Raw genomic sequence first — 22,561 nt, 5'->3', positions numbered from 1 at the left:
GAATAAACTTATAGCAACGACATGAAACTTGAAAACGCAAATATTCTGATAACCGGCGGCACCCTGGGCATTGGACACGCCACGGCAAAACTACTGATTGAACATGGCGCCAACGTAGCTATTACGGGCCGTGATGAGGAGCGCACGCAAAAGGCCGCCCGTGAACTGGGGGCTATGCCCATTACTGCCGATGTGGGCAACCCCGACGATGTGGCCCGCACCTTCCAGGTTTTTATGGACAAGTATGAAAAGCTCGACGTGCTGATAAACAACGCGGGCATTGGCTTGTCGCGGAAGCTGGAGCACCTGACAATAGAAGATTTTGAGAAAGTATACCGCGTAAACGTATTTGGCGCGGCCATGATGGCGGCCCATGCTGCCGAAATCTTTAAGAAACAAAACGCGGGCAACATTATCAACATCGGATCTACAGCTGCTACCAAGGGGTACGAAGGCGGATCTGTCTATGCCTCTTCCAAGGCAGCCATCCGTAGCATGACGCAAAGCTGGCAGGCCGAGTTGCGCAGGTATGATGTGCGTATCATGCTGATAAACCCGAGCGAGGTAACCACCGCTTTTGGCCGCGAAGACAGGGAAGAGCGCGAAAGCAAGCCCAATAAACTAAGAGGGGAAGAAATTGCCTGGGCCATAAAAAGCGCCCTGGAAATGGACTGCCGCGGTTTTATCCCCGAACTGGCGGTCTGGGCAACAAACCCATTTCAGGAAAAGTAAGGTACGTAAACAGCTAAAACATCTTTAGCTTCCCTCAAATGTAGATGCTTACCATGTATAAAAAAGGAGCGGAGACATTAGCCTCCGCTCCTTTTTTATATTTGCAGCCTGATGTTCTGCTCCAAACAGTCGTGTAAATCCAAACCTGCACCATGTATGAGAATTTACTGATGAACGCAGTAGCACCGCACCACATGAACACATTAAGTGCTATTCTGCAGGCACCAGCACTTTGTTGATAACGTGGATAACCCCATTACTGCTGATCACATCTGCCTTCTCTATTTCGGCTCCGTTTATCATCGCTTCATCTGCCTTCTTATCAATCTTCAGGGGGGCATTGGCCATGGTGCGCAATGTGTTGCCATCCTGTAAATCTGCCGCGCTTATTTTACCGGCCACTACGTGGTTTTTAACAATAGCTACCAGCCGTTCTTTATTTTCCGGTTTCATCAGGTCCTCTAGCGTACCCTCGGGCAGCGCTTCAAAGGCATCGTTGGTCGGGGCGAGAATGGTGTAAGGACCGGTACCATCCAAATCATCCACCAGCCCTGCCTGGCGCAGCACCGAGGCCATAGTGGTGAGCTCCGGATCGGAGGAAATGTTCTGCACGATGCTCTGCGAAGGCATCATCTCGTGGCCTCCTAAATCCGGGTTCAGTTCGGTTGCTTCTATATCGGTGTCTCCTGTCTGTGCGCCAGGTGTATTGGGGTCTGTGCCTCTTGCTTCCTCCTGTGCTCCGGGTGTAGCCTGTGTTTCCTCCTGCAGTTCGTTTTCAGCGTTGTCTTCGTTTGTGCCACCGCAGCTTGTAAGCGCCACGCTGCAGCAGATGGCAATGCCATAGGCCAGCATTTTTGTTCTTCTCATAGTATGTACTTCTGGTCGTTTTAAATAAATGATTATGGCAGCTAAATGCACACCAATGGCTGGCGTAATCGCTGCCTGTTGGTTTCTTAAACTATAATTTGCGTACTTTTGTTATATAGATTGTTTTTAAGCTAAACCATACCTAAAATGAAAACTGCAGAAATCCATACCGGCAAAGGTGTTATGAAAGTAGAATTTTACGAAAAAGATGCGCCCAAAACGGTACAGAATTTTATAGACCTTGCCAAAAAAGGCTTTTACGACGGCCTCACGTTTCACCGTGTTATTCCTGATTTCGTAATCCAGGGCGGTTGCCCCAACTCGCGCGAAGGCGCCAAAGGCGTGCCGGGAACTGGCGGGCCAGGTTATAAAATTGACTGCGAACTCACAGGCGAAAACCAGTATCATGACCGCGGTGTGCTGAGCATGGCGCATGCAGGCCGCAATACCGGCGGCTCCCAGTTTTTCGTGTGCCACAGCCGTAAAAACACCGCCCACCTCGACCGCAATCATACCTGCTTCGGCAAAGTGGTAGAGGGGCTTGACGTAATCGACCAGATTAAGGCTAACGACAAGATCGAGAAGATTGTAGTGAACGAAGCATAATCCTGTAAAGACTAAACAGGCAAAGCCGCGCTGATAAAACTATCAGCGCGGCTTTTCTTTTACACCCCCTCAGCCAGCCGGCTCAGAATAAAGGCCAGCAGGAATCCTGAAACGGTAATAAGGCCCGTAAAATTATGGCCGAACTCGTAAGCTTCGGGCATCATGGTATCAGAGAGCATGGCCAGTATGGCGCCCGCCGCCAGAGCTGTAGTAGCCGCTATTACCTCCGGCGCAAACCTGCTAAACAGGGCATAACCTGTCAGCGATGCTATGCCCGAAATTAGTGCGATACTCAGCCATACGCCGAAAACATATACTTTGGAGCGGCCAGCCTTTTTCATACCGGCAGAACTGGAAAGCCCTTCCGGCAGGTTTGACAGGAAAATAGCCGCCACTGCAACCATACTTACCACCCCGCCCGAAATCATGCTGATGCCAATTACTATCGACTCCGGGATACCGTCAATCAAGGCACCAATAGCTAAAGCCAGGCCGCTTCCATTGTCCTGCGCTTCGGTAGGCTGCTGGTCACCGGAGCGCTTGCGGTGCCTGGCTCCCTGGCGCGCCAGCAACCAGTTGGCACCGGTATAAATTGTTGCGCCGGCCAGAAAGCCCAATGCGGTAGCCATAAAACCGCCTTTGTGATAAGCCTCATCCACTAAATCAAAGGACAGCGCTGAGATCAAAACACCGCTGCCAAAAGCCATAACAGCCGCAATAATACGTTGCCGGAGAGGCACAAAGTACCCGATAGCCGCCCCAATAAAAAGTGCTGAGCCCGACAGAAGCCCCCATAAACCGGCCTGCATCCAAAGCGGAATTATCATATCTTTAGTTTTTTGCTGTTTGCGGATGCATACACTTACGGCAGATCGGGGTGAACGGTGCAGCACGAACTGGAATTGTACCTGATGCTATACTTTTGGGAAACAGCCTTGCGCCGGCAAACACTGATGCAGGATGCTTTTGGATATACTTTTCCCTTTACTGGTAAAGGTGCTCTGGCAGGCCTCCCTGATCTGGGAACGCACCATGTTTATACTTGCCGGATCGTATCACGGGCATGTGCTGCTTACCACTGTACCTATAGCAGAGGATGCTCTGGCATTACATCTGCCAAAAGCAATCTTTATATCGACAGCAAAAGTATAGCATAGGCTGCTGCCCCAAGCGCGAAGGCCCAGTAGCGGCTTTCGCGCTCTTCTGGCAGTTCCTCTTTCAGTACGTTCAGTATAATACCACCGGCAATAAAGGCCATCAGTAAGGCCAGTGCCGCTTCCGAAACCGCCACCAGGTATCCTACGACCCAACCGGCTACCAGCGCCACCACCAGCACCCATCTGCCCACACGCACATAACGTTCTTTGTGCTTTTCCTGCAGGCCAAAGTCGTTTACAATAAAGTGCAGGGCCATGGCAATAGAAAAGAGGATCAGCACGCGCACAGGCCCCTCTTCCCGCTGAAACAACAGATACCCGATGAGGGCATTGTATACAGCAAAGGAGCCGATGTGTATCCAGAACAGTTTATCAGAAGGTTTATTATCTTTTCCCTGTTCTTCCCGCTTCTGTTTGTTGGTGACGACCGCCCGCTCCAGGCCATAAAACAGCGCCAGGCCGAACAGCGCCATCAGGTACACATGGTGCTCTAAAAAGGGCCCCGCAGCCACCACCTCCTTTACCTGTTCCTGCCCCTCGTTCAGTTCCGGAAAAAGGTGCAGAAATACATAGGCCACAGACACGCCGCCCGCTGCCGACAGCCAGATACTTCGCGGGGTTCCGCCCAGGAACCTGAGACTGGTGCCAAAGAAATGTATGAGCGCCAGTACCAGTACCGGCCAGATTGAGATGTGTTCCATACACCACAGGTACTTTGTTTGGGCGCATTGGGTTACCCTGGGCAGGAATGATGGAAACTTTGGCTAACAGGGAGATAATAGCGGAAAAGAATCTAAAATGCTTTATATTGAGGTATGAGAAGCAGAGAGCAGCCCTACGTTTGTGAAGAGCTTATGCTGCTCAGCTTGTAGTACAGCTAGCAGGAGTAGTTCCTGTTAGCAGGTAGTTAGCAGAAATCCAAAAATGAAATTTGACGTAAAGGTTCGGCATTTAGTTATAGTTCTTGGTTTGATAATTTTAGTCATTCCACCACTTTTAAAATTACCCGCTATTAGTAAATTTTTCGATTTCAGCTCTGCAGGGCAAGTTGGCGATACTATTGGAGGCATTACTGCTCCATTTATAAATGCAATTGGAGCTATTCTTGTTTTCCTGGCTTTTAAGGAGCAAATAAAAGCAAACAATCTAATTAAGGAGCAACAGCTTTTTCAACATATACAAGAACAAATACATAGGCTTGAGGATAATTTTATAGACTTATCGAAGGTTAACGACTCAATTTATTTCGACATAAGAGAATCCAGTAAACTCCTAAATAATTTTGACAAAGGTGTACAAAAATCTTACTTCATTAGAAAAAGTGCACTCAATAAGGCTCTTTATACGACAACTGTTTTCGAGTTGACAGCTGATATTATTAATAAAATGGAAAGTAATAAAGATTTCTTGTTTAAGAAATTGAAAATGGTTTACTTAATTATTTATCAAGATAAATACCAAAACTTAGATAAGTACTTAAAAGGTCTAATGCATATGGAGTCAAGCACCAAAGCCCTAGAAGCAGACCTCATGCTAATAATCAAAGGATTGGAGGAGAAGTTTGGGAGTAATTAAAGACTGCAGCTAACAATATGTTTATAAAATTGTAGCGGAACATTACCCAATCAGCTTTAAATTACTATTTTGCTTTTGTAGATTCCCACAACTTCATAAACACTTCAACGTTATGCAACTCTTTTATGAATTTATCAACCTTCACCCAAAGCCTTTCAGAAAATACACCACCTGTGGATGCTTCTGTATACCTGCAGGCACTTTGGTATGATGCGAAGGGCGACTGGCATAAATCGCACGAACTAATTCAGGACTTGCCTGACCGCGATGCTGCCTGGATACATGCCTACCTCCACCGCAAAGAAGGCGACACCTGGAATGCAGACTATTGGTACCGCCGTGCCGCCCGCAAAAGACCACAGATGACGCTGGGAGCGGAATGGGAACAAATGGTGGCAGCGCTCCTGTAGCCTATACAAGTATAAAGGCAGAAGCGCTATATTTCTGCCTTTATACTTTTCATCAACTCGGAACTCAGAATTCGTAACTCGGAACTCCCTAATAATCTTCCTCGTCTTCTTCGCCAAATTTAGGCATCGAGAACATGCCGCTGAGCAGGTCTTTGAACTGGAGGCCGGTGCTGAGGCGATTCTTGCTGAGCTGGCTGTGTTCGGCCAGGCCATGCAACGCAAATTCCATCATAAATAGCTTTTCGTCACCTTTGGCCTGTGGCTGCTGCTTCTCTACCAGTGCCTCCAAACCAGGTACCTGCTGCAAGGCTTTTTTATACGCTGTTGCAGAAGCATCGCTCAGAATATCAACAGTATGGCCGTCGCCGAACCAGTTGGTGATAGTCTTATACGGATTGCCCTGCTTCGCTTTCTTGGCTTTGTCCGGATCAGGGAAGTATTTCAGGAACTGCGTGCGGATGGCTTTGCCCATGAGCACCTGCGCCACGTGGCCGGCTCCCTCCTGCTCGCCTTCATACACCAATTCTACCTTACCGGTCACGGCAGGTATGGTATTCAGGAAATCCGCTATGCGCACGTAAGTTGACTTTTCGCCATTGAGCAGCGCCCTGCGTTCCGCAGCACTTAGCAGGTTTTCGTAAGCCGAAATAGTTAATCGTGCCGATACCCCGCTTTTGGCATCTACATACTCGCTTTCGCGTGCTTCAAAAGCCACCTGCTCTATCAGGTCGCCAATCAGGTCGTTGGTTTTCACCAGGTGTTCCTGCTCTTCCTTCACATGCGCTTCCTGCTGCGTAATCTTTTTGCCCGTTTCTATCGACTTCGGATAATGCGTGATAATCTGGGAATCGATACGGTCTTTGAGCGGCGTTACGATGGAGCCACGATTGGTATAATCTTCGGGGTTGGCGGTAAACACAAACTGTATATCCAAAGGCATGCGCACTTTAAACCCGCGTATCTGGATATCGCCTTCCTGCAGGATGTTAAACAGCGCCACCTGGATGCGCGCCTGCAAATCGGGCAATTCGTTAATTACGAAAATGCCCCGATGCGAACGCGGGATCAAACCGAAATGAATTACCCGTTCATCGGAGTAAGGCAACTTCATGGTAGCTGCTTTTATCGGGTCGGCGTCGCCAATTAAATCGGCGACGGATACGTCGGGTGTGGCCAGTTTTTCGGTATAGCGCTCATCGCGGTGCATCCAGCTGATGGGGGTATCGTCGCCATGCTCGTGTACCAGGTCTTTGGCGTAGCGCGAGAGCGGTTGCAGCGGATCGTCGTTCAGTTCGGAGCCCTGCACTACCGGAATGTACTCGTCCAGCAGGTCTACCATTTGCCGTGCAATACGGGTTTTGGCCTGTCCGCGCAGGCCCAGCAGGTTAATGTGGTGCATCGACAGGATGGCCCGCTGCATGTCCGGAATTACGGTCTCCTCGTAACCCCAGATGCCCGGGAAAATCTCTTCTTTGTTTTGAAGTTTCTGAATCAGGTTACGGCGCAGTTCCTGTTTTACAGTTTCAGGCTCATAGCCGGTGGCTTTCAGTTGGCCCAGTGTTTTTATCTGATGCAGCTTATCGGCTGGTATATCTCTGTAGTTCATGTATGTTACCTCCTCTGCCTCCTCCTAAAAACAGGAAGGGTGAGTTTAATTTTAGTTTAAGTTATGCAATACTACTCTTTTATGCTCTTTCGGATTTTCCAATCCGAAAGTTTACTGTTGGGGATTTCCGAATCCCCATATGCTTAAAACACGGGTTAACAAGCCCGGATCAGCAATATCTTATCTGTTGCTTTGTCGCAATTAAGACATTCGCAGGAGCTGCGCACACGGCGAGGTCTGCTCGCTTAAAAATTCTTCTTCCGGTTTTGTTTGTAGTCCCGGAACACTAAATGACCCAGGCCTTTCAGGCTGCTGTAGTAAGCCTGGCCGTTGTTCACTTTCGTGAATTCATCTACGAAAGCCTGCAGGTAAGGGTCTGAGGCAATCATAAAGGTGGTAATCGGAATTTTAATGCGGCGGCACTGGGCAGCCAGGTTCAGGGTCTTGTTTACAACTTTGCGGTCCAGGCCGAAGCTGTTTTTATAGTAGTGCAGGCCTTCTTTCAGGCAGGTGGGCTTGCCGTCCGTAATCATAAAAATTTGCTTGTTGGGCGTTTTACGCTTTCTTAGAATATCCATCGCCAGCTCCAGCCCCGCTACGGTGTTGGTGTGGTAAGGACCTACTTTCAGGTAGGGCAGGTCTTTTATTTCAATCTGCCAGGCATCGTTGCCAAACACAATTACGTCCAAAGAGTCTTTCGGGTATTTTTGTTTGATGAGCTCGGCCAGCGCCATGGCTACTTTTTTGGCAGGCGTAATGCGATCTTCACCGTACAGAATCATGGAGTGCGAAATGTCTATCATCAGCACAGTGGCTGCCTGGGTTTTGTGCTCGGTTTCGGTTACTTCCAGGTCCTGCTCTGTGAGGCGCAGGTCGCCGATACCGTGGTTTATCTGGGCGTTGCGCAGCGATTCGGTCATCGAGATTTGCTCCAGCGCATCGCCGAAACGGTACTCGCGGCGGTCGGTGCTAGCCTCGTCGCCGGTGCCGGTATGCGGCGACGTATGGCTGCCTTTGCCGCCCTTCTTCAGCTTACCGAAAATCTCCTCCAAAGCACTTTTGCGAATACCCTGCTCGCTCTTGGCAGTCAGCGAAAAGCTGCCTTTTTCCTGCGGATTTTCATCCAGATAGCCTTTCTTTTTGAGGTCTTCAATAAAATCCCCGATGCCGTATTCGTCGCCGGTTAAGTTATACTGTTTATCGAGCGAACTAAGCCAGGCAAGTGCTTCTCCCACATCGCCGGAGGAAATAGTAACCAGCTGCAGAAATATCTTCAGCAGCGACTCGAAACCCGGCTTGTCGTCCTGCGGCGGCACGTAATCTGTAAATCTATATCCTAAAGCCATATGTACCTATTTAGATGTTATAACAAGATGTGCGGTTGCAATGTTCTGTTCTGCGCAACAATAAAAACAAGTATGTTTAACCAGGCGGACAGGGCGGCAAACATTCCTGAGAAGTGCGCGCTACAATACAAACCCCACCAACTTTAAACGTGCTAACCCACGAAAGCGATATGGCATGAAGTAGTAATTGTGTGCAGCGGCAGAACTATTAAAATTGAGGGGAACCAATATTCCCGCCGAACCCGGCGGAACGTGATAAGGCTGCCTGCTCGCAACAGCTCAGAGAGCTAAAGTATAAGCAACCCGGTAATCCTCTACCCCACGCTTAATCAAAGGTTCAGACAAAGACGCGTAAGCGCAGGAATTAACCGGCCGTGCCAGGTCATAAAATAAAAATGGGTGAGCTGTTCCCACAACTCACCCATTCTTATTTTATACTTTGGTTCTTAGTTTATCCAGCGGAATTTGTACTCCAGCGTTGGTGCCTTCATGCGTTCTGCCACACGCTTTAACCTGTTGGGGAGTGCCATCACATAATCGCGGGCACGCTCTCCGGCACCGTTCAGCCCGGTCAGCGCTTCTATTTTCCATTCGTCAATCAGCTCTTCCAATATGCCGGTATAGTCGGCAGCAGTATACACGCCAATGCGCTGTGCCGCATCCGTAAAGTGCCCGAACGTTCTGCCTATTTCCACACCCAGCTCGCGCATGTAGTGTGCCGGCATCACAATTTTCTTGCGCATCATATCTTCAAAAGCCAGCATCATTTCGTTGGGGTCAGCTTCAAATATTTTACCTACAAACGACTTATATGCTTTGGCATGCCGGGCTTCGTCCGAGGCGACGTGTCCGCATAATTTTGCCAGCATATTATCGCCCTGCTTTTTGGCTATCTGCGCCACACGTCGGTGCGAAATATTGGTGGCAGTCTCCTGGAAACTGGTATACACAAACGAGCGGTATGGGTCATTATCCGTCTGCAGGTCAAACCCATCAGCAATCAGGTATTGCGTAGAAGCTTCCATCTCGCGCATATTAATGCGGCCGGACAAGTATAAATACCGGTTCAGGGCATCACCATGACGGTTTTCCTCGGCTGTCCAGGCGCGGTTCCAGGTCATCCAGGGCCCGCTCGGATTTTGTGGCAAACCGTCAATAGTCATTAGCCAGCTCTCGTAAGTAGGCAGCGCCTCTTCGGTAATGGTATCGCCTACCAGCACTGCCAACAGGTCATAGCTTAAATCCTGCGCCCGTTCACGTAGCTGTTTTATTTCATCCAGAAAACCTTCCAGCGTAGCATCCGGCAGCAAATCAGCGGGCTGCCAGCTGTCTTCTACAGATTTCAGGAACTCAGAGATTTTTTCACTCACGAAATCCTCCATCCATCGAATTACTTCTCCTCTTGTGGCAACTGCTGTGATCATATATTATGCTGTTTGTTTGAAACTGATTTAATGGTTTATGTTATAAAAATACCGAACGATAGCACCGGAAAAACGCAGCAAACGACGGTAAATGTAAAGCGCCGGGAATTTTGCTTACGTAAAAGTAAGGCAGGATGATGACAAATTTATACTTTTTAACAATTTACGGGTGAAAATAGTTCAAGTTCCCGAGAACTCATGCCTTCAGCAAGCATTACGTTATATTTTCCTGTATAAACAGTAAAGTATAAGCCTCTTAGTTTATTTCCCGGCCATAGCCCGGATGCTACCCTGCTGTTCTGTATGGGCTTTGTGGCAGGCAAACTCAGCCATTACCATAGCGTATCCGGTAGTACAACTTCCGTAAGGCAGAAAGGTTTATTTTATACTTGTTGAGCAGCCTTATGCATGTATAAGCAAGCGGCAATGATGGAGCAGCCTGATAAAGCAGATTGAATAATACGCTTGCCTGCGTAAAATTTCCTGAGAAATAAGCATGCCGCACTTCATACTTCACCCGGATCAGCAAAGCCTCTTCTTCTGCCGGCGTTTGCACCAGCCGCGCTGCTTTTTCGCATACTTTTATAGTAGCGTCCAATAGGTGATTGCCCGGCGCATACCACCCGCGCGAAAGCGAAGCTGCATGTAACCGGCGCTTGGTGGTTGGCTCCGGCAAATAAAAATAATTATACTGCCGCGCTGATCTTACCCAGAAATCAAAGTCCTCATAGGCCAGTGTTTCATCGTAGCCGTTGAGCTGTTCCAGCACGGTGCGGCGCATCATCATGGTAGGCGGGCAGATGAAATAGCGCCGCAGTACCTCTGCAAAAACATCACCATCCGGTGCAGCTTTATACTTGCTACTGTGTAAGTATAAATGCCCGCCGCTGTCGCTGATATATTCCGCATCAGAGTATATTACACCAAAGCTGCTGTCAAGCCTTTGGAAGGCGTCCACCTGCCGTGCCACACGGTCGGGCAGCAACACATCATCGGTAGCAAAATCAACCAGCAAATCGCCCTGACTAGCCCGCCACCCCCTGTTAAAGGCAGTACAATTACCGCGGTTTTGCCCGGTGCTGATAAACTTCAGCTGCGGATATTTTTGCAGGTAATGTTTGATGATGTCCATACTTCCATCTGTACTGCAATCATCCACCACCACAATCTCAAGGTTAGGATAGGTTTGTGCCAGAACAGAATCCAGCGCCTCTGCCAGGAAGCGCTCGTGGTTGTAGCACAGGCAGATAACAGAAACAAGCGGCAGCGAACTCATAGGTATTACTCAATGTCGTTTGGCGTGGTGGTGTCGTGTATCGTGTTACTCATACGCTAACACTTATTTATAAAATTGCCTTACGGCCTGCACTACTGCCTGCTGTTCCTGCGCTGTAAGCCCCGGGAACAGCGGCAAACTGAGGCTGGTTTGTGCCAGTTCTTCCGCCACCGGAAAATCGCCCTGCTTGTAATTCAGGAACTGATAGGCAGGCTGCAGGTGTACGGGCACCGGGTAATGTATGGCTGTACTGATACCTTGCGCCTGCAAATACGTTTGCAAACGGTCTCTATACTTTGTGCGGATGTTGAAGATGTGGTAAACGTGGCTACTGCCGGGAGCAGTGACAGGCAGCATCAAGTCCCCCACTTCCCGCAGCTCCTGCAAATATACCTGTGCCAGCCGCTGCCGCTCCGCATTTAACACATCCAGGCGCTGCAGTTTTATCCGAAGCACGGCCGCCTGCAGTTCGTCCAGCCGCGAGTTGATGCCCACCAGTTCGGAGCAGTATTTCTGCGACTCGCCATAGTTGCGGTATTTGCGGGCAAAATCAGCAAGGGCAGCGCTGCTGGTTACCACGGCTCCGCCATCTCCTAAAGCGCCCAGGTTTTTGGTGGGGTAAAAGCTAAAGGCTGCGGCATGTCCAAAGGTGCCGGCTAACTGATTGTTGTAGGTGGCCCCGTGTGCCTGCGCAGCATCTTCTACCAGAAGTATGCCGCTCTCCCGGCAAAGTTGCAACAGTTCGGGCATCCGGCACGTCTGGCCGTACAGGTGTACTGCCAGGATTGCTTTGGTTGCGGCGGTAATACGCTTGCCTGCGGATGCCGCGGTCAGGTTATATGTTGCGTCATCAGGCTCGGCCAGCACCGGCTTTGCCCCTGCCTGCAGCACCGCATTGATGGTAGCGACAAAAGTATTCGCCGGTACTACTACCTCATCACCGCTGCCCACACCCGAGGCTTTCAGGGCTATCACCAAAGCATCGTAGCCGTTGCCCACGCCTACGGCCTTTGCTGCGCCCAGGTAACTGCCAAATTCTTCTTCAAAAGCATGTACCTCCGGGCCGAGCACATAGTTTTTTTTGCCCACGGCCGCCGTTAAAGCCTGCAGCACCTCAGCCTCCAGCCCCGCCGGGTAGTCTCTGAACTGAAAGTATGGAATTGGCTGCATAAAGTGCTGGTAAGGACAAATCAGTAGCTTATCTCAAAAAAGGAAAACTGTACTAAAACCATTTGCTTTGCCGGTTACCACTATAGTGCCTGGTGCGCGGACAGTTTTCTGAAATAGGCGTAATCGTAGATATAATCCGCTTCATTAAAGTCCGTTGAGGCCAGGCAAAGCGCAATCGCACCTTCCGAAAATGTCAGCTCCGTCCAGCACATGACCGGTATGTACAATCCCTGCTGCGCCTGCTTCAGCTCAAATTCTTCCACCATTCCACCTGTCTCTGCCCTTACCCTGATATTTCCGGACAAAGCAATCAGGACTTCCTCCGTAGCTTTATTGGCATGCTGCCCCCGTATTGCTCCGGCTGGCGTGCCGTTTGTCCAGAACACGCGCTTTACCACAAACGGAAGATTTTCGCCGCGTTGTGTACTGGTTAAAAAGCCTTCGGCATTCGAGCCGGTGCTATCGAAAGTAAGGAGGTAAGGAGATCCGGGCAAGGGCGTATGTGTTTAATGGCTACAAAATAAGTATTTTATACTTTAAAAGCGGCACTGACGCAAATGCAGTTCCTGTAAAAGCTTATACTTTTAGGCTACATTTGCCCCGTAATCTCTTCTCCAAAAATTTTATACTTTACTTTAAGCGGTAATTGGTTGCAATCTAGTGCCGGAGTTCCTGCAAAGCCTCCCGACATATTTTATACATGGAAGATACTTACCAGACCATTGTGGCGCCTTCCGAAGGCCTTTACAAGGAAAAAGGCAGCAAGTTTATCGCGCTGGCTTATCCGGTATATTCCGAAGAAGAAGTAAAGGAACTGCTGGCCGAACTCCGCAAACAATACTACGACGCGCGCCACCATTGCTACGCCTACATATTAGGGGCCGGCAAAAGCCGCTACCGCGCCAACGACGATGGCGAACCCAACCACTCGGCAGGCGATCCTATACTTGGCCAGATTCGGTCTGCTGATTTAAGCAACGTGCTGGTAGTGGTGGTGCGGTATTTTGGCGGTACCAAACTGGGTGTGAGCGGCCTGATAAATGCCTACAAAACAGCTGCAGCCGATGCCCTGGCCCATGCCACGCTTATTGAGAAGTATGAAACAGCGCTGCTACAGGTATACTTCGCTTATCCGCAGATGAACGAGGTTATGAGCCTGGTGAAGACATATAGCCTGGAGATAAAAGAGCAGCTGTTTGAACTGGACTGCCGCCTAACACTGGAGGTGCGCAAAAAGCTGCTGGAGGAGGTTACGGCCAGGCTGGAGGAAATGGAAGCCGTAACGGTTTTGGAGCAGGTATAGCTGCTGCCGCATGTATGGCGCAAGCCCGGAAATTATTACCTTGCAATGTCATTGCTCAGCTGCCAAACCATGTCGAAACGCAAACACCACCGCCACCGCAACAGCATCCTGAACAGAACCGCCGGTACCCGTCCGGGGTTTTTGTTCGTTCCTGCCGGCGCCCATGCCCCGCGCTTTTTCCTCGTATCGTTCAGCGATACTTTTTTAGAACAGACCGAGCTTCCCAGTTATGAACTGCTGATGAAAAAGGTGAGCGACCAGCCTGATCTGCGGCACTGGATAGACATACGGGGCTACGGCGATCTGAAACTGCTGGAACAGATTACACTGGATTTTTCTATTCACCCGCTGCAGATGGAGGATGTGATAAACGATTACCAGCGGCCTAAAGTAGTGGAGCAGGATCGCAACCGCCTGTTTATCATCTCGCGGATGCTGCGCTGGTCTGCAGAGACCCATTGCCTCGACGATGTACAGCTTTCCATATTTACCGGCCCCAATTATGTACTCACACTCCAGAGCGATTACGAAGATTGCCTGGATCAACTGCGCGAGCGCATCCGCGTAGGCAAGGGCCTTATCCGCAGCCGCCCCACCATGTACCTGGCATACGCCATTATGGACGTGATACTGGATTACTATTTCCCGGTAATGAACGAGATCGGTAATTATATTGAGGAACTGGAACGGCACATTTTACAAGAGGCCTCCAAGCAAACCCTTAGCGACATACTTGGCCTGAAAAACGAACTCGTAAAACTCCGCCGCATTGCCTGGCCCGAGCGCGATAAACTGAACGAAATGTTGCGCCTGGATGAAGAGATGCTTCCTGATAGCCTCCGGGTATACTTTCACGATGCCTATGACCATGTGGTACAGCTCATCGACCTGATTGACAACCAGAAAGAAACAGCGTCGAGCCTGGTAGAGCTGTACATGTCTACTGTGAGTAACCGCATGAACGAAATCATGAAGGTACTTACCATTATTTCCAGCATCTTTATTCCGCTTAGTTTTATTGTAGGGCTCTACGGGATGAACTTTGCACACGAGAATCCTGAAACCGGCAAAGTATACCCGCTCAGCATGCCCGAGTTATACCAGCCCTATGCCTACCCTGTCCTGCTGGTACTAATGCTCTCGCTGATTTGCCTGCAGTTATACTTTTTCTATCGCAAGGGCTGGCTCAGGAGCTTTTAGCTTTACGTATTTCGTAGCACGTACAAGTAGTACGTGCTGCAAGCTGTACAAGGACAAGGCAGAAGGCCAGTAGGTAGTATGCTGATTTCCTGCCCGAAAACGCAGCGGCACATACCAGAGACTACATCATGATACCCGGCACCGGATACGGGCGCAACATCACTCTGCTATTTTAAAGTTAATTTTCTGGAGCTCGTGCCGGTATACCTTGTATAAAGTATAGCTGTTTGTAGTTTCGTTGTAATAAATGGTGACGGGCTGGCTGCTTTCCAGGGGGCGGCCGCCGATCAGGTTGCCTTTCCTGTCGTAGAGGTATGTTTTCTGCGGGCCGGTTTCTGTGATGGCGTATACTTTGTTGTCGCCGCCGAAGTGGTAATACTGCACAATCTTGGGCGCCGAGGTAACGTAATGCTTCTCAAATACCTGGTTCAGGTCTTCGTTAAAGACAACTACTTTTCCCTGCTCCTGCCGCACCAGTATAAACGAGCGGCCGCTGCTGCTTTCGGGCACCAGCGTGAACATGGCGCGTTTGCTTGGCCGTGGCAACTGCTGCCGGCGCAGCACCCTGCCCTGCAGGTTAAACACCACCAGGCTGCCATACTTGGTTATCACGGTTATCTCGGTGTGCCGCAGGTCTGCGCCAGGCTTTATGACCGCACCCGACGTAAGCGGCGACTTAACGCTGAACGGAAACCCGGGGTATGTTTCGCCATCATGGTTCAGGGCATATACATAGCCGTTTTCCAACAGCACCAGCAGCACGTCGTGGCCTGCTACCCGGACGTGCTGCGGCTCTGCTGCCAGCCTGGCATCCATGCGGCGGGGCTGCCAGCCGGGTATGGCCGCACCACGCATGTCGTACATGTATAAATCTCCGCCAGCATCATCCACCAGCAGGCGGTAGTTGCCGTCTTTTTGATAATCGTACACTGCCAGATGCTGTATCTGCAAAGAGTCGCCTACGTTAAAAGGAAAGTTCTCCAGTTCCTGCCCCTGGTTATCTACAGCATGGATGTGGTTGGCCGTGGCATACAGGTAACGAAGCTTTTTATCGGCACCGGCTTTTATCTGCTTGATATCGCTCCTCAGGGGAGCGCCCAGGCTGTCGGTCCAGCCACGTTTGTCGGTGGCGGTAATGTTGTAGAGCACGCCGGCTGAGTCCTGCACCAGTACTTCCCCGCTCCTATCAACGGCATTCTGAAGCGGGAAAGGGCGTGTATCCAACCGGTTGTCAAACTTCATGGCCAGTTCGGTACTGAATACTTCCTCTTCGGTTTTGCCCCTGTTCTGCCTCCTGAAAACAAAGCTGGTATAATACTGCGAGTCTGCTTTGGCAAACTGCAGGCTGACCTGGTTAAAACGCTTGATAAGGGAGGCGTTCTGCAGCAGGTCTTCGCGGCTATCATCCAACACGTAACGGTTGAGGATGTACCAGGCATTTACGGTGTTGAGGTACAGACTCAAATTGGCTTGCTGCAGGGTTTCCTCCAGAAATGCCTTCTGCACCCCCGACTTCCCCCACACGTTCTCAGCCGAAATATCGTCCAGCAGTGCGCGCAAAGTGGCTATATCCGGGGAGATGAGCAGGTAATCATCTACCTGCACCGTGTAGCTCTGCGTAAATCCGGTAAACAGCCGGCCGAACAGATGCGCCGGCAACCCGGGCATATCTATCAGGCGGATGTCATAGCTGCCGTATGCCTCTGTATATGGCTTGCTTTTGCTGCCAGCCGCTGCCTCCTGCAGACGATCCAGCAGTTTAGCCGCCAACGCAGTGTTGCCGATATGTGCCAAGGCTACTTTGCCGGGGGCGGTGTTCATGTTGTAAGTTTCCAGGTAAGCCAAGGCCACTTCATCGCTGAACGTGTGCGCCAGACTGTCTGTGAGGGCAGCAAACGGGGGCAGCTGTGTACCTGTGGTTTGCGCCCGCAACCGGGCGACTTCTTCCAACCCAAAATCCAGGAGCACAGCTGTGCGGCCGGGCAGGTATGCTTTTACCCCGAGTGGTTGTGGCTTTTGCGGTTTCAGGTTGCTGTGCAGCGAGCCTTTGAGTAACTCGGGATTAGAGAATCCGTTCAGGAAAATTTTGTCGTGCTCCAGTTTTAGCTCCAGCATGCCGCTCTGGCACAAACTGGATAAATGCACCACCTCCGGCATCAGATCCTCTTCCAGAAACAGGCCCAACAGGTCGGGCAGGTTGCGGTAGTTGATAAAAACGTTGGCGTATACATCCGGCTGATCGAGGTAGTTGGCTTCTTTAAAAGCGGTGGCCACAGAGGTAAGATTTCCCCGGCTGATGCGCCGCACAATGGTTTCTACCAGCTCCGGCGAAGGGCTCATGATAATATTGTTGTGATAAGAGAAGTAAGTAAAGCTGCTGCCGTTGCGCGTATTGGCAACATCCGTCAGCACCTCTCCCAGGTATTTCCGCGACTTCTCTTTAAAAATAGCGCTTCTGCCAATGTTTTCGGTTAACGTGCGCACAAAGCGATGTTCTCCCACAGAATTTACCGGTACATAGTATACCACCTCCACCTCCGATTTATCAACCACATGAACAGAAGTGAGAATGTTCTTTTCATCCAGGAACCGCTCCAGCCGCTGGTTGCCGGGAGAAACACTGTCGAGCCAGGCGATGTTTTCCTGAAAGCGCTGGGCAAATGGAAGTATAGCCAGGTTGTTCCACAGTTCTGTTTCTTTCAGATGCGCTACCAGGTCCGCGTGGTTGTTGGTTTCTATCACGAATGTAGCATCATCCGGCACCAGCGTCCACAGATCTACCTTCTCCCTGGCGTCCTGCCAACGGCTGTAGCCATAGTAAGCCAGCGAAGCAAGCACCACAAATCCGAGAAAGTATAAAACAACGCGTTTCGGCATAGCAAGCAGGTTGAGATTACAAAATTAACCGAAATTCTGAATTATGGCTTTTGCATACGACAAACGCTTTGGCAACAGGTATGGCATAAGCCGCATCAGGCAAAATATAGTAACTTTATTAATACAAGTATTCGTATTGTAAATCAACTTATATAGCTACGTCCATGTATAAAATTCTGCTCCCCGTTGATTTTACCGAAGGCACCAACAAAACCTGCCACTACGCCCTACGCCTGGCCGGAACCTTGCCGCACGCGCAATTGCTGCTCCTGCACTGCCACCAGGATTACCTGGCTGATGCCGATGAAACACCTCCCGTCCCGATGACGGCTTCAGAGGCACAGGCAGAGCGGGTCCTGCACCGCAACGAAACGTCAGCTGCAAACCAGCTCGAGGTACTTTACCAGGAGTTGTTACAGGAGGCAGAGACCTCCGGGCAGCAGGTATTGGTTGAGCGTGCGCTTGTGCATGGTTTTCCGGAGGATAAAATTGTGGAAGAAGCTCAACAGTATAAACCGGATCTGGTTATTATGAGCACCAAAGGCGAGTCAGGCCTGGCCCGCTCTTTTTTCGGCACCGTTACTACTAAAGTAGTGCAGGATCTGAATGTGCCTGTGCTGACCATCCCTGATGCCTTTGGTGGCAGCGACCTGCGCAACGTTATTTATGCAACCGATTTTGATAAGACCGACAGCAGTGCCATACGGCAGTTGCAGGATCTGTTACAGCCTTATGCTCCTAACGTCTATTGTGTACATGTTTCTGATGAAGCCGAACCGCAGCAGGACAGAGCACAAATGGCCGGGCTGCGGGAAAAACTCCAGCGCGAAGCACCTGCGCAAAACATCCGGTATACTTTGCTGGAAGGCGATCATGTGGCTGACACGCTACAGCAGTTTGTGCAGGAGCATAACATCGATCTGATTGCCCTGACCACACACAAGCGCGGCATGCTAAGCAATATGCTTCACTCCAGCCTTGCGCAGGAGCTTGTACTAAACTCGGAAGTACCCCTGCTGGTCTTTCATAGTACCGCAAAGGCCTAGTACGTAGCCAACTTACTTGTTAGGATTTCTGCATGCTTTTCTGAGAGCTTTAATTCCTAAGCGTAAACTGGCTTTTCGCCTCGCCGGCCAGGCCTTACTTTTCTTCTTGATAAAATGAACCACCCCGCCTGCGGCACCCCTCCTTGAAAAAGGAGGGGTGTGCAAAAGAATTAAGACGCTTTAAATCGAAGGCCCCTACTCCCACTCGCTGAACGCTCAAACAGTGGAGCGTCAAAATGTGCACCTGGCAGATGTTCTTACTTCGTAGAGAACAAATTTGCTTGCAAAATTTAAATTGACTGTGTATTAGCGCTTCCGCAAATAAGGCATTATACTTAAAGTGTCGTTTTGCAACCCTGGCAAGGGAAGCCTGTTTTAAAATTAATTTATCGTGTTTTGACTCACAGGCAGCGTCTGCAGCCGCGCCTGCAGTGCCTCATAGTAACGCTCTATGGCGCCAGGGCTGGTAGCCAGAAAAAGGAAAGGCTCAATCAGTTCGAGTTCCATCAGCACGAAGCGGCCATCAATATCCACGCCGTCCACACGGGCGTACAGGCAGTCGGAGGCAAATTTATCTACGATGGTCTGTGCGGTGCTTAACAAAGCTGCAGGCGGCTCGGGTGTGTGGATGGTGCCACCGAAAAAATGCTGTACCCTGAAATCGCCGGGCTTCACTGCCTTGAGCACACTGTGGCTGTACCTGCCGCCAAAATACAGGAACGACCACTCGCCTTTGCCCGCCACCTCTGGTATAAAAGGCTGCGCCATAAATGGCTCCTGCTGCAGCAGGGCATTTATGGCCGCTATGGCGGCTGCGGCCTCCTGCTGCGTAAGTGCCAGCGTGTTTTTTGCGCCGCCACTTACGCGCGGCTTTATGATTATCTTATCCACGGCCAGTTGACTAAATACATGCGCAGCGTCAAAAGCATCGCCCTGGTTCAGCCATACCGTCGGCACCACCTCTGTGCCCTGTTCCGCTAGGTCTTTAAAGTATAATTTGTCGGCGTTCCAGCGTATCGTTTTCAAGGGATTCAGCACCAGGCAATTAAGATTTTCCAACTCGTTAAGCCAAGTATAAAACGCATCTATCTTATCGAAATAATCCCAGGGAGATTTCATGATGATGGCATCAAAGCGGCTCCAGTCTACAGCCGGATCGTCCCATACCTGGAAGGATATGGACAGGCCTTTTTCCTGCAGGAAATGAAGGAGATTGTCGTTCTCTTCTTCTGATATGTCGCTGTAATTGCCTTTGCTTTGATAGGTTATCAATGCTACTTGCCGGATATTCATATTTGTCTGATATTTGCTGCGAATTTAGGCTTTATCCGGCGCACAAACCACTAGTCCCGCTATCTATTAAGCATAACTTTTAGGTAGGCAGTTCTCGTATGCAGGTATAATTCTCACCCAACCCTTTTACTGTCACCATGTTTTACCTGTGTTCCAACAGCCCCCGTTACAGCCACAGCCTTGCCATCCGGCTGCTGGTCGTGCTGTTGTTTGTCTCCACTTTTACATCTGCCTGCAGCACTGATAACGGGCAGGAGGAACAGGACGAGAATCCGCAGGAGAAACGCCCGGAACTGGCTTATGCCGATACTACAGCTACCCGGCGCAGTTCGGGCGAGCCGGCCGTCACAGATTTACTAAGCGATCCTTTTGTATCCGGCCGCAGTTCAAGCCTCAGCGCTTATTACGACCACATCAGCACTGACTTTACCGTGGATGCCAATCCTATAGAAAACCTGCACCAATCGGATGTTACCGATACGCTTTATACCATCCGCTTTGGGAACTCGATGATGGAATTTTATGCTCCCGCCCAATCCGGGGAGCTGCTGTTGCAGGTGGCCGATATTAAGAGCAACGCCATTACGTTGCGCAATAACCTGCGGGTGGGAATGAGCCAGGCAGAACTGATGGGCAGCTTAAAAAGGCAGAAAGATCAGCAACTGCTCATCACACAGACACCTGCAGAGATAGTAGCTGCCAACCGCGAAGGCGCCCCCGTAACACTGCGCTTCTTCCTCAAAAACGGCAAAGTCAGCCGCATCCGGTATGAGGGCTATGTAGATTGAAGATGTAAAGATTTGAAAATTTGGAGATGTGGTGATGTGCTAATTATTTGATGTGCTGGATCGTTGAATTGTCTAAAGGCTGAACTATTGACGGTTTGTTGTTGAAAGTTTTTATCTAAACTGATTCATTTACCAATCTTCATATTTCCGAATTCTCAAATCTCTATCTTTGCCCCGAACCAAAGTATAAAAGCTATGCGCGTGGTGATTCAGCGGGTAACACAAGCTGCTGTAGAGATAAATAAAAAAGTAAAAGGACAGATTGGGCCGGGTTTGCTGGTACTAACCGGTATTTGCTCCGAAGACAACGAGGAGGATTTGAAATGGATGGCCGGCAAGATTGTGCAGCTCCGTATTTTCTCCGATGCCAACGACAAAATGAACCTGAGTGTGCAGGATGTGCAGGGTGACGTACTCGTTATCAGCCAGTTTACACTGTATGCCAATACCAGAAAAGGCAACCGGCCCTCTTACATCAATGCAGCGCCGCCTGCCATAGCCATACCCCTGTACGAGCAATTTGTATACCTGCTGCAAACTGCCTTAGGCAAACCCATACAAACCGGAGAATTTGGCGCCGACATGAAAGTATCGCTGCTGAATGACGGACCGGTAACAATTATAATAGATTCTAAAAACAAAGAATGAGTAGTCCAATCATCCCTGGTTCCTCCTTTTCTAAAGAGGGAAGTATAGCTTTTAAGGCTTATACTTCTATTCAAATTCTCTATACGCCCGCACATGACCATAGCCGAAGCACAAGCCGCTGTTGATACCTGGATAAAGGAAAACGGTGTCCGCTATTTCAACGAACTCACCAACATGGCCATACTTACCGAAGAAGTAGGCGAGGTAGCGCGTATTATTTCGCGGCAGTATGGCGAGCAGTCGTTTAAGAAGAGCGACGAAGGAAAACAGCTTTCAGATGAACTGGCCGACGTGCTGTTTGTGCTGATTTGCCTGGCCAACCAAACCGGCATTGATCTGACGGAAGCGCTTCGCCAAAACCTGGATAAGAAAACCAACCGCGACAGCCAGCGGCACAAGCAAAACGAGAAACTTAAATGAGTTAAGAGTTCCAAATCATAGGTTCCGAGTTTAAACCGGAAACTTATAACTCTTAATTCGTAATTACCGCAAGATCCACCAGCCTGTCGTGGCGCCAGACGGGCAGCACGTTGTATACATCGTATTGCAGGCAGAATTCGATATCTTCGTGAATGCCCAGCTTTTCGAGGCGGCGCACATGCGAAGACTGCCAGAGAAACGTAAGCAAATCTTCTTTGGCTATCTGGTATAAGTATAGCGAAGCCTGCGCAGAATCATTTGCAAAAGAGAAGGTGTTTCGCAGGCGCTCTACCAAGGCACCGGCAAAAAGAGTATCTTCCAGGTTAAACTTGCCTTTCCAGCCGGCGCACACCACCAGTACATCCTGTTGCAACTCCTGCAGATAATCTGCCACGGCCTGCAGGTTCAGAAACGAGCCAATTACAATCTCCCCTGCTGCCTCCGACAAGCGGATGGCCCGCGTGCCATTGGTGGTGGTGATGGCGATGGTACGTCCCTTTATTATTTCCTGCATGTAGCTGAAAGGCGAATTTCCGAAATCAAAGCCAGCTGCTTTTATTCCGTTGCGTTCGGCAGCAGTCAGGCATCCCTGCGCAGCATATGTGCGGCACTCCGCCAGATCCATTACCGGAATAATATTGGTGGCGCCATGCGCAAAGGCGGTTACCATGGTGGAGGTAGCCCGCAAAACATCTACAGCCACTACAGCTTTCTCCTTCAGATCATATAAATGCAACAGCTCGGGGCTGTAACACACGTCTATACTTGGCATATTTGTTTCGTTTTCCGTTGCTGTTAATCATTGTTCGTATCTATC

The 22,561-nt window shown here is 49.9% G+C and carries 22 protein-coding genes; 10 read left to right on the top strand and 12 right to left on the bottom strand.

Annotated features, from left to right (window positions below):
* Window positions 1-21 precede the first annotated feature (21 nt).
* Window positions 22-732: an SDR family oxidoreductase gene (locus tag I2I11_RS03485; RefSeq protein ID WP_196266246.1), complete on the top strand. Its 711-nt coding sequence runs from the start codon at window positions 22-24 to the stop codon at window positions 730-732.
* 210 nt (window positions 733-942) lie between these two features.
* Here I2I11_RS03485 and I2I11_RS03480 read toward each other — a convergent pair whose 3' ends face one another.
* Window positions 943-1,599 (bottom strand): fasciclin domain-containing protein, encoded by a 657-nt coding sequence (locus I2I11_RS03480; RefSeq protein WP_196266245.1) that lies wholly within the window; start codon window positions 1,597-1,599, stop codon window positions 943-945.
* 147 nt (window positions 1,600-1,746) lie between these two features.
* On the opposite strand from I2I11_RS03480, the gene I2I11_RS03475 reads away from it, so the two are divergent.
* Entirely contained in the window at window positions 1,747-2,205 is a 459-nt protein-coding gene (locus I2I11_RS03475; protein WP_196266244.1) for a peptidylprolyl isomerase, read from the top strand.
* A 59-nt stretch (window positions 2,206-2,264) separates the two neighbouring features.
* On the opposite strand, the gene I2I11_RS03470 is transcribed toward I2I11_RS03475, so the two are convergent.
* Both I2I11_RS03470 and I2I11_RS03465 read right to left on the bottom strand, forming a co-directional pair.
* Window positions 2,265-3,032 (bottom strand): ZIP family metal transporter, encoded by a 768-nt coding sequence (locus I2I11_RS03470; protein WP_196266243.1) that lies wholly within the window; start codon window positions 3,030-3,032, stop codon window positions 2,265-2,267.
* A gap of 302 nt (window positions 3,033-3,334) precedes the next feature.
* On the bottom strand, window positions 3,335-4,063 hold the full coding sequence (locus tag I2I11_RS03465) for a ZIP family metal transporter (RefSeq protein ID WP_196266242.1): 729 nt from the start codon (window positions 4,061-4,063) through the stop codon (window positions 3,335-3,337).
* Window positions 4,064-4,286: 223 nt separating this feature from the next.
* Between I2I11_RS03465 and I2I11_RS03460 the strand changes: the two genes are divergently transcribed.
* Both I2I11_RS03460 and I2I11_RS03455 read left to right on the top strand, forming a co-directional pair.
* The gene (locus tag I2I11_RS03460) at window positions 4,287-4,937 is read left to right on the top strand and encodes a hypothetical protein (RefSeq protein ID WP_196266241.1); all 651 of its coding nucleotides are present in this window, start codon (window positions 4,287-4,289) and stop codon (window positions 4,935-4,937) included.
* Between the two features lie 125 nt (window positions 4,938-5,062).
* Window positions 5,063-5,347, top strand: coding sequence for a hypothetical protein (locus I2I11_RS03455; protein WP_196266240.1), 285 nt, complete (start codon window positions 5,063-5,065; stop codon window positions 5,345-5,347).
* Window positions 5,348-5,435: 88 nt separating this feature from the next.
* On the opposite strand, the gene I2I11_RS03450 is transcribed toward I2I11_RS03455, so the two are convergent.
* From I2I11_RS03450 to I2I11_RS03425, 6 genes are all read right to left on the bottom strand, one after another.
* Window positions 5,436-6,953: a sigma 54-interacting transcriptional regulator gene (locus tag I2I11_RS03450; protein WP_196266239.1), complete on the bottom strand. Its 1,518-nt coding sequence runs from the start codon at window positions 6,951-6,953 to the stop codon at window positions 5,436-5,438.
* Between the two features lie 245 nt (window positions 6,954-7,198).
* Window positions 7,199-8,299, bottom strand: coding sequence for a vWA domain-containing protein (locus I2I11_RS03445; protein WP_196266238.1), 1,101 nt, complete (start codon window positions 8,297-8,299; stop codon window positions 7,199-7,201).
* Window positions 8,300-8,745: 446 nt separating this feature from the next.
* A complete protein-coding gene (locus I2I11_RS03440) occupies window positions 8,746-9,723 on the bottom strand; it encodes an acyl-ACP desaturase (RefSeq protein WP_196266237.1) in 978 nt (325 codons plus the stop codon).
* Window positions 9,724-10,048: 325 nt separating this feature from the next.
* Window positions 10,049-10,999 carry a glycosyltransferase gene (locus I2I11_RS03435; protein WP_196266236.1) on the bottom strand — a complete coding sequence of 317 codons (951 nt, stop codon included), beginning with the start codon at window positions 10,997-10,999 and terminating at the stop codon, window positions 10,049-10,051.
* 63 nt (window positions 11,000-11,062) lie between these two features.
* Window positions 11,063-12,169: a DegT/DnrJ/EryC1/StrS family aminotransferase gene (locus tag I2I11_RS03430; RefSeq protein ID WP_196266235.1), complete on the bottom strand. Its 1,107-nt coding sequence runs from the start codon at window positions 12,167-12,169 to the stop codon at window positions 11,063-11,065.
* Between the two features lie 80 nt (window positions 12,170-12,249).
* A complete protein-coding gene (locus I2I11_RS03425) occupies window positions 12,250-12,663 on the bottom strand; it encodes a sugar 3,4-ketoisomerase (protein WP_196266234.1) in 414 nt (137 codons plus the stop codon).
* Between the two features lie 206 nt (window positions 12,664-12,869).
* Between I2I11_RS03425 and I2I11_RS03420 the strand changes: the two genes are divergently transcribed.
* On the top strand, window positions 12,870-13,472 hold the full coding sequence (locus I2I11_RS03420; protein ID WP_196266233.1) for an IMPACT family protein: 603 nt from the start codon (window positions 12,870-12,872) through the stop codon (window positions 13,470-13,472).
* Window positions 13,473-13,541: 69 nt separating this feature from the next.
* A complete protein-coding gene (gene corA / locus I2I11_RS03415; RefSeq protein WP_196266232.1) occupies window positions 13,542-14,672 on the top strand; it encodes a magnesium/cobalt transporter CorA in 1,131 nt (376 codons plus the stop codon).
* Window positions 14,673-14,831: 159 nt separating this feature from the next.
* Here corA and I2I11_RS03410 read toward each other — a convergent pair whose 3' ends face one another.
* Window positions 14,832-17,549, bottom strand: a complete 2,718-nt coding sequence (locus tag I2I11_RS03410; protein ID WP_196266231.1) for a hypothetical protein — start codon at window positions 17,547-17,549, stop codon at window positions 14,832-14,834.
* Window positions 17,550-17,713: 164 nt separating this feature from the next.
* Here I2I11_RS03410 and I2I11_RS03405 point away from each other — a divergent pair, with 164 nt between their 5' ends.
* Entirely contained in the window at window positions 17,714-18,595 is an 882-nt protein-coding gene (locus I2I11_RS03405; protein ID WP_196266230.1) for a universal stress protein, read from the top strand.
* A 381-nt stretch (window positions 18,596-18,976) separates the two neighbouring features.
* Here I2I11_RS03405 and I2I11_RS03400 read toward each other — a convergent pair whose 3' ends face one another.
* Window positions 18,977-19,888 carry an ATP-grasp domain-containing protein gene (locus I2I11_RS03400; RefSeq protein ID WP_230679861.1) on the bottom strand — a complete coding sequence of 304 codons (912 nt, stop codon included), beginning with the start codon at window positions 19,886-19,888 and terminating at the stop codon, window positions 18,977-18,979.
* A 137-nt stretch (window positions 19,889-20,025) separates the two neighbouring features.
* Here I2I11_RS03400 and I2I11_RS03395 point away from each other — a divergent pair, with 137 nt between their 5' ends.
* The 3 genes from I2I11_RS03395 to I2I11_RS03385 all read left to right on the top strand — a co-directional run bounded on the left by I2I11_RS03395 (window position 20,026) and on the right by I2I11_RS03385 (window position 21,744).
* Window positions 20,026-20,676, top strand: coding sequence for a hypothetical protein (locus I2I11_RS03395; protein WP_196266229.1), 651 nt, complete (start codon window positions 20,026-20,028; stop codon window positions 20,674-20,676).
* A gap of 195 nt (window positions 20,677-20,871) precedes the next feature.
* Window positions 20,872-21,324: a D-aminoacyl-tRNA deacylase gene (gene dtd, locus I2I11_RS03390; protein ID WP_196266228.1), complete on the top strand. Its 453-nt coding sequence runs from the start codon at window positions 20,872-20,874 to the stop codon at window positions 21,322-21,324.
* A gap of 93 nt (window positions 21,325-21,417) precedes the next feature.
* Complete coding sequence (locus I2I11_RS03385) at window positions 21,418-21,744, top strand: nucleotide pyrophosphohydrolase (protein ID WP_196266227.1); 327 nt, start codon at window positions 21,418-21,420, stop codon at window positions 21,742-21,744.
* 52 nt (window positions 21,745-21,796) lie between these two features.
* Here the strand turns inward: I2I11_RS03385 and I2I11_RS03380 are convergent, their stop codons facing one another.
* Window positions 21,797-22,516, bottom strand: coding sequence for a 2-phosphosulfolactate phosphatase (locus I2I11_RS03380; protein ID WP_196266226.1), 720 nt, complete (start codon window positions 22,514-22,516; stop codon window positions 21,797-21,799).
* Window positions 22,517-22,561: the final 45 nt, after the last annotated feature.

This window comes from Pontibacter rufus (assembly GCF_015694705.1).
Lineage (GTDB): Bacteria > Bacteroidota > Bacteroidia > Cytophagales > Hymenobacteraceae > Pontibacter > Pontibacter rufus.
The sequence above is the reverse complement of the archived record's forward strand: the minus strand, read 5'-3'. Positions and strand labels throughout refer to the sequence as shown.

Excerpts from the sequence above, each read along its gene's own strand:
- I2I11_RS03485 (WP_196266246.1), top strand. The coding sequence starts at position 22 with ATGAAACTTGAAAACGCAAATATTCTGATAACCGGCGGCACCCTGGGC.
- I2I11_RS03480 (WP_196266245.1), bottom strand. The coding sequence starts at position 1,599 with ATGAGAAGAACAAAAATGCTGGCCTATGGCATTGCCATCTGCTGCAGC.
- I2I11_RS03475 (WP_196266244.1), top strand. The coding sequence starts at position 1,747 with ATGAAAACTGCAGAAATCCATACCGGCAAAGGTGTTATGAAAGTAGAA.
- I2I11_RS03470 (WP_196266243.1), bottom strand. The coding sequence starts at position 3,032 with ATGATAATTCCGCTTTGGATGCAGGCCGGTTTATGGGGGCTTCTGTCG.
- I2I11_RS03465 (WP_196266242.1), bottom strand. The coding sequence starts at position 4,063 with ATGGAACACATCTCAATCTGGCCGGTACTGGTACTGGCGCTCATACAT.
- I2I11_RS03460 (WP_196266241.1), top strand. The coding sequence starts at position 4,287 with ATGAAATTTGACGTAAAGGTTCGGCATTTAGTTATAGTTCTTGGTTTG.
- I2I11_RS03455 (WP_196266240.1), top strand. The coding sequence starts at position 5,063 with ATGAATTTATCAACCTTCACCCAAAGCCTTTCAGAAAATACACCACCT.
- I2I11_RS03450 (WP_196266239.1), bottom strand. The coding sequence starts at position 6,953 with ATGAACTACAGAGATATACCAGCCGATAAGCTGCATCAGATAAAAACA.
- I2I11_RS03445 (WP_196266238.1), bottom strand. The coding sequence starts at position 8,299 with ATGGCTTTAGGATATAGATTTACAGATTACGTGCCGCCGCAGGACGAC.
- I2I11_RS03440 (WP_196266237.1), bottom strand. The coding sequence starts at position 9,723 with ATGATCACAGCAGTTGCCACAAGAGGAGAAGTAATTCGATGGATGGAG.
- I2I11_RS03435 (WP_196266236.1), bottom strand. The coding sequence starts at position 10,999 with ATGAGTTCGCTGCCGCTTGTTTCTGTTATCTGCCTGTGCTACAACCAC.
- I2I11_RS03430 (WP_196266235.1), bottom strand. The coding sequence starts at position 12,169 with ATGCAGCCAATTCCATACTTTCAGTTCAGAGACTACCCGGCGGGGCTG.
- I2I11_RS03420 (WP_196266233.1), top strand. The coding sequence starts at position 12,870 with ATGGAAGATACTTACCAGACCATTGTGGCGCCTTCCGAAGGCCTTTAC.
- corA (WP_196266232.1), top strand. The coding sequence starts at position 13,542 with ATGTCGAAACGCAAACACCACCGCCACCGCAACAGCATCCTGAACAGA.
- I2I11_RS03410 (WP_196266231.1), bottom strand. The coding sequence starts at position 17,549 with ATGCCGAAACGCGTTGTTTTATACTTTCTCGGATTTGTGGTGCTTGCT.
- I2I11_RS03405 (WP_196266230.1), top strand. The coding sequence starts at position 17,714 with ATGTATAAAATTCTGCTCCCCGTTGATTTTACCGAAGGCACCAACAAA.
- I2I11_RS03400 (WP_230679861.1), bottom strand. The coding sequence starts at position 19,888 with ATGAATATCCGGCAAGTAGCATTGATAACCTATCAAAGCAAAGGCAAT.
- I2I11_RS03395 (WP_196266229.1), top strand. The coding sequence starts at position 20,026 with ATGTTTTACCTGTGTTCCAACAGCCCCCGTTACAGCCACAGCCTTGCC.
- dtd (WP_196266228.1), top strand. The coding sequence starts at position 20,872 with ATGCGCGTGGTGATTCAGCGGGTAACACAAGCTGCTGTAGAGATAAAT.
- I2I11_RS03385 (WP_196266227.1), top strand. The coding sequence starts at position 21,418 with ATGACCATAGCCGAAGCACAAGCCGCTGTTGATACCTGGATAAAGGAA.
- I2I11_RS03380 (WP_196266226.1), bottom strand. The coding sequence starts at position 22,516 with ATGCCAAGTATAGACGTGTGTTACAGCCCCGAGCTGTTGCATTTATAT.